Genomic DNA, 6,536 nt, shown 5'->3' with positions numbered 1-6,536 from the left:
GCCCCGCCCCCGAGCCCTAGCGCCTCAAACTCCCCCAGCTACCGCTGGGAGGGGCCCCCAGGCGGGGCTGGATTGGCCGGTGCCGTCTGCCTGGCAATTTCAGCCTCGCCGGCGTTTGAGGCGCGGGGGCTCGGGGGCGGAGCCCCCGCAGCGGCGCCGCACCTGTTCGGGGCCCGGTAACCTGGAGCAGGGGCGTTTTCGCGCGCCCGGACACGTACGCGCAACCAGGAAGGTGCCCGCACCGTGGAAACCGCAGCTCCGTCCGCCGTGATCGTCGCCATCGACGGTCCCTCCGGCACGGGCAAGTCCAGCACCTCCAAGGCCGTGGCCGCCAAGCTCGGGCTGCGCTACCTGGACACCGGCGCCCAGTACCGGGCCATCACCTGGTGGATGATCACGAACGGCGTCGACACCGACGACCCGCAGGCCATCGCCCTCGCCGCAGGCAAGCCCGCCATCGTGTCCGGTACGGATCCGGCCGGGCCCACGATCACCGTCGACGGGCTGGACGCCGCCGGCCCGATCCGGACCCAGGAGGTCACCTCCAAGGTCAGCGCCGTCAGCGCCGTCCCCGAGGTGCGCACCCTCATCACCGAGCTCCAGCGCTCCATCGCCGCCGAGGCGGCGCAGGAGGCCGACGGGATCGTCGTCGAGGGGCGGGACATCGGCACCACCGTCCTGCCCGACGCCGACCTCAAGGTCTTCCTCACCGCCTCGCCCGAGGCGCGTGCCGCCCGGCGCAGCGGCGAGCTCCGCGGCAAGGAGGCCGCCGACCTCGCGGCCACCAAGGAGGCGCTGATCAAGCGCGACGCGGCCGACTCCGGCCGCAAGACCTCCCCGCTCGCCAAGGCCGGCGACGCCGTCGAGGTGGACACCACCGACCTCACGCTGGACCAGGTCATCGAGTGTGTCGTTACCCTGGTCGAGGAGAAGCGGGCGGGCCGCAAGTGAGCGAAGCGCCCTCACTCAAGGGTGCGGCGGTCGGCAGGCGCATCGGCATCGGGCTCATGTACGGGCTGTGGAAGCCGCGCGTACTGGGTGCCTGGAAGGTGCCCGCCTCGGGCCCTGTCATCCTTGCCGTGAACCACTCGCACAACATAGACGGCCCGATGGTCATGGGCACCGCCCCGCGGCCCCTGCACTTCCTGATCAAGAAGGAAGCGTACGTCGGCCCGCTCGGCCCCTTCCTCGAAGGGATCGGGCAGGTCAAGGTCGACCGCGGCGGTCCCGACCGGACGGCGATAGGCCGCGCCCTCGCGGTGCTCGGCAACGGCGGGGCCCTGGGGATCTTTCCCGAGGGCACCCGGGGCGAAGGAGACTTCGCCTCGCTGCGCGCCGGGCTCGCGTACTTCGCGGTCCGCAGCGGCGCGCCCATCGTGCCGGTGGCCGTGCTGGGCAGCGGCGACACCCGCGGGCGGCTCGTCAAGGGGCTGCCCGCCTTCAAGAGCCGGGTCGACGTCGTCTTCGGCTCGGCCTTCGACGCGGGAGACGGCAGTGGCCGCCGTACCCGTACCGCGCTGGACGAGGCCACCGTACGCATCCAGGACCGGCTGACCGCCCACCTGGCCGACGCCAAGCGCCTGACCGGGCGCTGAGCGAGACTTGACCCTAGTAGTGGAGCCGCGCTGCGCGGGTTCCACCGATCACCACGAACGACGAGGAACGGACTTCATGAACGACCAGCACGACCACGGAGCACTTGGCGACGCCGAGTACGCGGAGTTCATGGAGCTCGCCGCGGAAGAGGGCTTCGACATCGAGGACGTCGAAGGTGCCCTTGAGGAGGCGGGCCACGGCCCCCTCCCCGTCCTCGCCGTCGTCGGCCGGCCGAATGTCGGCAAGTCGACCCTGGTGAACCGCATCATCGGCCGCCGCGAGGCGGTCGTCGAGGACAAGCCGGGCGTCACCCGCGACCGCGTCACGTACGAGGCCGAGTGGGCGGGCCGCCGCTTCAAGGTCGTCGACACCGGCGGCTGGGAGCAGGACGTCCTCGGCATCGACGCCTCCGTCGCCGCCCAGGCCGAGTACGCCATCGAGGCCGCCGACGCGGTCGTCTTCGTCGTCGACGCCAAGGTCGGCGCCACCGACACCGACGAGGCCGTCGTCCGCCTGCTGCGCAAGGCGAAGAAGCCCGTCGTCCTGTGCGCCAACAAGGTCGACGGCCAGAGCGGGGAGTCCGACGCGGCCTCCCTGTGGTCCCTGGGCCTCGGCATGCCGCACCCCGTCTCCTCGCTGCACGGCCGCGGCACCGGCGACATGCTGGACGCCGTCCTCGAAGCCCTGCCGGAGGCCCCCGCGCAGACCTTCGGCGGCGCCGCCCCCGGCGGCCCGCGCCGCATCGCGCTGATCGGCCGCCCGAACGTCGGCAAGTCCTCGCTCCTCAACAAGGTCGCGAAGGAGGACCGTGTCGTCGTCAACGAGCTGGCCGGCACCACCCGCGACCCGGTCGACGAGCTGATCGAGCTCGGCGGCATCACCTGGAAGTTCGTGGACACCGCGGGCATCCGCAAGAAGGTCCACCTCCAGCAGGGCGCCGACTACTACGCCTCGCTGCGCACGGCCGCCGCCGTCGAGAAGGCGGAGGTGGCGGTCATCCTGATCGACACCACCGAGTCGATCAGCGTCCAGGACCAGCGCATCATCACCATGGCCGTCGAGGCGGGCCGCGCGATCGTGATCGCGTACAACAAGTGGGACGAGCTCGACGAGGAGCGCCGCTACTACCTCGAGCGCGAGATCGAGACCGAGATGCAGCAGGTCTCCTGGGCGCCCCGGGTGAACGTCTCGGCGCTCACCGGCCGCCACATGGAGAAGCTGGTCCCGGCGATCGAGACCGCCCTCGCGGGCTGGGAGACGCGCGTCCCCACCGGCCGGCTGAACGCCTTCCTCGGCGAGGTCGTCGCCGCCCACCCGCACCCGATCCGCGGCGGCAAGCAGCCGCGCATCCTGTTCGGGACCCAGGCCGGCAGCAAGCCGCCGCGCTTCGTCCTCTTCGCCTCCGGCTTCCTGGAGCACGGCTACCGGCGCTTCATCGAGCGCCGGCTGCGCGAGGAGTTCGGCTTCGAGGGCACCCCGATCCACATCTCGGTGCGGGTGCGCGAGAAGCGCGGCGCCCAGCACAAGAAGAAGTAGTACGCGGTTCCCGGGGTCAGTAGCCCCGGCGCGGAGCGGGCGGCAGGGCCGCCGGGATGTGCGTCATCCCGGTCTGGTGCTGCCGCCCGTTCGTGTAAGCGGGGCTGCCGGCGCCCTGGCCCGCGTAGGCGTACGAGTGGGCCGGCTGCGGGGTGTACGAGGGCTGCCAGCTGTCGGCCTGCTGCTGCCACGGGGATGAGGAACCGTTCCAGCCGCCGGTGCCGCCCCCGCCGGTGTACGCGCCGCCGTACGAGAACGCCGTGAAGCCGAGTTCCTCCTCGCCCGTCCGGTCGCCCGGCAGGGCGCGGAACGAGCGCAGGTACTCCGAGTACAGCGCGTCGTAGATCGGGGTGTGCGAGACGGGGCTCGTACGGGACGGGGCGCGGGAGGAGTCGTATGGATGCACGTATCAGCCAACGAAAACGGGGCGCTGCGGATGCGGGCTGACGGGGCTCAAAACGCAGATCGCCGGGGGTGCGCGGGACGGACCGCGCACTCCCCCAGCTACCGCTGGGGGTACCCCCACCGGCGCACGCCGCCCCGGCCCCCTGGGACGGGGGCCGGGACGGCCGCTTCGGGATTCCGAAGGCTCGGCCTGGAGAGGCCGGAGGGTCAGGCGCCCGGCGTACCGGCCAGGGGCATCGAGGCGGCCACGAGCTTGCCGCCGGCGGCGGCCTTGTCGAGCGCGTCGCGCAGCAGGTCCTCACGGGGCTGCTGTCCGATGGAGCCGACCGGGGCGGCGTAGATCAGGACGCGCTGGGTCTTGTTGACGGCGGCCCGCCAGCCGTCGGTGACGGACAGCGCCTGGTGCGCCTGCCACCAGGCGACCTGGCCGGCGCCCTCGGCGCCCGGCTGGAGCACGGCGTGCAGCTGGCCGCCGGCGAGCAGGACCGACCAGCCGCCCAGGGCGGTGGGGACCTCGGACAGGTCCGTGACCGGGATGAACCCCTGCTCGATGAGGAGCGGGAGGAAGTCGTCGCCGGGGCCGTCGCTGCCGGGGCGGGCGATCGGCGCGGTCGGCTCGACCACCAGGGCGGGGTGCAGCTCGCCGGCGATCAGGATCAGGCCGCTGGTGATGCCGAGGACGGCCTGGCCGCCGGGCACGCTCTTCGGGGCCTCGCCCGGGACGGGCGCGACGGGGGCCGGGCTGTCGCCCGTGATGCTGCGGACGGCGCCCTGGAGCTGCTCCTCGGAGACGGAGACGACCTGCGAGGGGATGCAGGTGGCGTGGGCGAAGGCGAGGACGGCGGTCTCCTCGCCGACGAACAGCACCGTGCTGGTGCGGTCGTTCTCGGGGTCGCCCGGAGTGCGGCAGGAAGTGCAGTCGTAACTGCGCGGCGCGTCCTCGCCGACGAGCAGCCTGTCGGCTTCTTCGTCACCGATCTCGGCACGTACCTCATCACTGACGTCGAGCATGCGCGGCACGGGGTGGCTCCTCGGCATAGGTGCGTTGCCGGGTGGTTCCCGGCTCGCCGGGCTCAACGGGGGAGCGGCGGCCGGGGTCACGCCATTTGAGGGAACGGAATCGAACCGGGCCCCCGAAAGAGTGAACCGTCCGACCGGGCCTTCGTTTTCGTGCCAACTGTTTTCTGATTGTGCGCAGTTGGTGTCCGGGGATGGTCGTTTGCGGGAGGGGGTGCGGGTCGGCCGAGCGGGTGGGGCGCGGGGGCGTGCCGCGTGGCGGGCCGGGAGGGTGCCGGGGGGCTCCGTAGCGTGGCCCGATGCCCAAGCCGAGCGTCAGGTGGGCCGCGCGGGTGGCCGCCGCCGCGCTGCTCCTCGTACTGCCGATGGACGCGGCTGCCGCTTCCGCTTCCGCTGCCGTGGCTGTCGCCGTTGCCCCGCCGCCGCCCGCGCCCGGGCCGGCCGGGGCGGCGCACCCCGGATCGCCGGGCGTGATCGGCACCGGGCCCGGGGACTGCGGGCCGGGCGGGGAGTGGCCGTGGGACTGCGTGGCCGACTGCGAGAGCGGTGGCCGCTGGGCGGTCAACACCGGCAACGGCTTCTACGGAGGGCTGCAGTTCTGGCAGCCGACGTGGGAGGAGCACGGGGGGCTGGCGTTCGCGCTGCGGGCGGATCTGGCGAGCCGGGTGCAGCAGATCCGGGTCGCGGAGGAGGTGATCGTCCGGCAGGGGTGGGAGGCGTGGCCGGTGTGCTCGAAGCGGTACGGGCTGGCGGGGCGGATGCACGTGGTGCGGGCCGGGGAGACGCTGGTGTCGATCGCGCGCAGGCACCGGGTGCGGGGCGGGTGGCGGGCGCTGTACGAGGCGAACCGGGGGGTGATCGGGGAGCGGCCGGAGGTGCTCGCGGTGGGCACGCTGCTGTCCCTGCCGCCGAAGCCGACGGCGCCGAAGCCGCCGGTCCAGACGGGCCCGCAGCCGCCGGTGGGGACCGGCCCGAGTGCTCCGGCCCCGACCGTTCCGGCAGCGCCGAATCCGCCGGTAGGGACCGGCCCGAGTGCTCCGCTCCCGACTGCTCCGGGAGCGCCGAAGTCGACGGCGCCGAAGCCGCCGGTCCAGACGGGCCCGCAGCCGCCGGTGGGGACCGGCCCGAGTGCTCCGCTCCCGACTGCTCCGGCAGCGCCGCAGCCGACGGGCTCGCAGCCGCCGGTTCAGACGGGCCCGCAGCCGCCGGTGGGGACCGGCCCGAGTGCCCCGGCGGGGGCGGGCCCGGCAGGGCTCGGAGCCGAGCCGTCGGGGCCGGCCGGGCCGCGGCCGGCGGGGGCCGGGGCACTTTCGGTGCCGCGTCGGTGAGCACCGCCGTGCCGGCCGCGGGGCGGGACGTCCCCGATTGCAGGACCGGGGGAAGGCGCCGACCCTGGAACCATCGGGCCGAAAGGCCGCTCGGACCCTGGTGGTGAACGGGATGGACCTGGGCAGACACCCTCGGATCGGCGTGTGGGCGGCGGCCGCCGTCCTGGCCGCGGTCCCCGTCCTCGCGGGATGCTCCTCCGAACCCGGCGGCGCCGCGGCCGGATCGGCGGCCTTCTCCGGTGTGTCCGTCGCGCGGACCGCCGCCGGCCCCGCGGACCCGGGGGCGGCCAAGGCGCAGATCGAGAAGAACTGGGCCGCCGTCTTCGACCCGAAGGTCACCGCCGAGGACAAGGCCGCGCTGCTGCAGAACGGCGAGCTGCTCGAACCGCTGCTGGCCGGGATCGCCTCCGTGCCCTACGCCGCAGAGGCCTCCGCGGAGGTCACGGAGGTGGTCTTCACCTCTCCCACCGAGGCACGGGTGACCTACGACGTGTTCGTGGCCGGCATCCCGGTGCTGGACGCGCGCGAGGGGACCGCGGTGTTCGAGGACGGCGTGTGGAAGGTCTCCGCCAAGACGCTGTGCGGCCTGGTCGAGCGCAGCGGCCGCGAGGCGCCCGGCTGCTGACGCCCCGTCGGGCACGGGACACGCCGTTC

7 protein-coding genes are annotated in these 6,536 nt (G+C 73.8%); 5 read left to right on the top strand and 2 right to left on the bottom strand.

The genetic code is table 11. From position 1 onward, the window contains the following. Window positions 1-243: 243 nt before the first annotated feature. From cmk to der, 3 genes are all read left to right on the top strand, one after another. Window positions 244-951 (top strand): (d)CMP kinase, encoded by a 708-nt coding sequence (gene cmk / locus ACFWBN_RS36395; protein WP_385184984.1) that lies wholly within the window; start codon window positions 244-246, stop codon window positions 949-951. Window positions 952-1,007: 56 nt separating this feature from the next. Continuing rightward, the gene (locus ACFWBN_RS36390; RefSeq protein WP_385184987.1) at window positions 1,008-1,595 is read left to right on the top strand and encodes a lysophospholipid acyltransferase family protein; all 588 of its coding nucleotides are present in this window, start codon (window positions 1,008-1,010) and stop codon (window positions 1,593-1,595) included. Window positions 1,596-1,671: 76 nt separating this feature from the next. Then, complete coding sequence (der, locus tag ACFWBN_RS36385; protein WP_385184981.1) at window positions 1,672-3,132, top strand: ribosome biogenesis GTPase Der; 1,461 nt, start codon at window positions 1,672-1,674, stop codon at window positions 3,130-3,132. 16 nt (window positions 3,133-3,148) lie between these two features. On the opposite strand, the gene ACFWBN_RS36380 is transcribed toward der, so the two are convergent. Together ACFWBN_RS36380 and ACFWBN_RS36375 are read right to left on the bottom strand one after the other, a co-directional pair. Further along, window positions 3,149-3,538, bottom strand: a complete 390-nt coding sequence (locus tag ACFWBN_RS36380) for a hypothetical protein (RefSeq protein ID WP_385184978.1) — start codon at window positions 3,536-3,538, stop codon at window positions 3,149-3,151. A 206-nt stretch (window positions 3,539-3,744) separates the two neighbouring features. Next, complete coding sequence (locus tag ACFWBN_RS36375; protein ID WP_385184975.1) at window positions 3,745-4,557, bottom strand: hypothetical protein; 813 nt, start codon at window positions 4,555-4,557, stop codon at window positions 3,745-3,747. 296 nt (window positions 4,558-4,853) lie between these two features. Between ACFWBN_RS36375 and ACFWBN_RS36370 the strand changes: the two genes are divergently transcribed. Together ACFWBN_RS36370 and ACFWBN_RS36365 are read left to right on the top strand one after the other, a co-directional pair. After that, window positions 4,854-5,882 (top strand): transglycosylase family protein, encoded by a 1,029-nt coding sequence (locus ACFWBN_RS36370; RefSeq protein ID WP_385184972.1) that lies wholly within the window; start codon window positions 4,854-4,856, stop codon window positions 5,880-5,882. A gap of 112 nt (window positions 5,883-5,994) precedes the next feature. Next, on the top strand, window positions 5,995-6,507 hold the full coding sequence (locus tag ACFWBN_RS36365; RefSeq protein ID WP_385184969.1) for a hypothetical protein: 513 nt from the start codon (window positions 5,995-5,997) through the stop codon (window positions 6,505-6,507). Window positions 6,508-6,536: the final 29 nt, after the last annotated feature.

The organism is Streptomyces sp. NPDC059989 (genome assembly GCF_042736975.1).
Lineage (GTDB): Bacteria > Actinomycetota > Actinomycetes > Streptomycetales > Streptomycetaceae > Streptomyces.
Note: the sequence above shows the minus strand (reverse complement) of the source record. Positions and strands in the feature narration are given on the sequence as shown.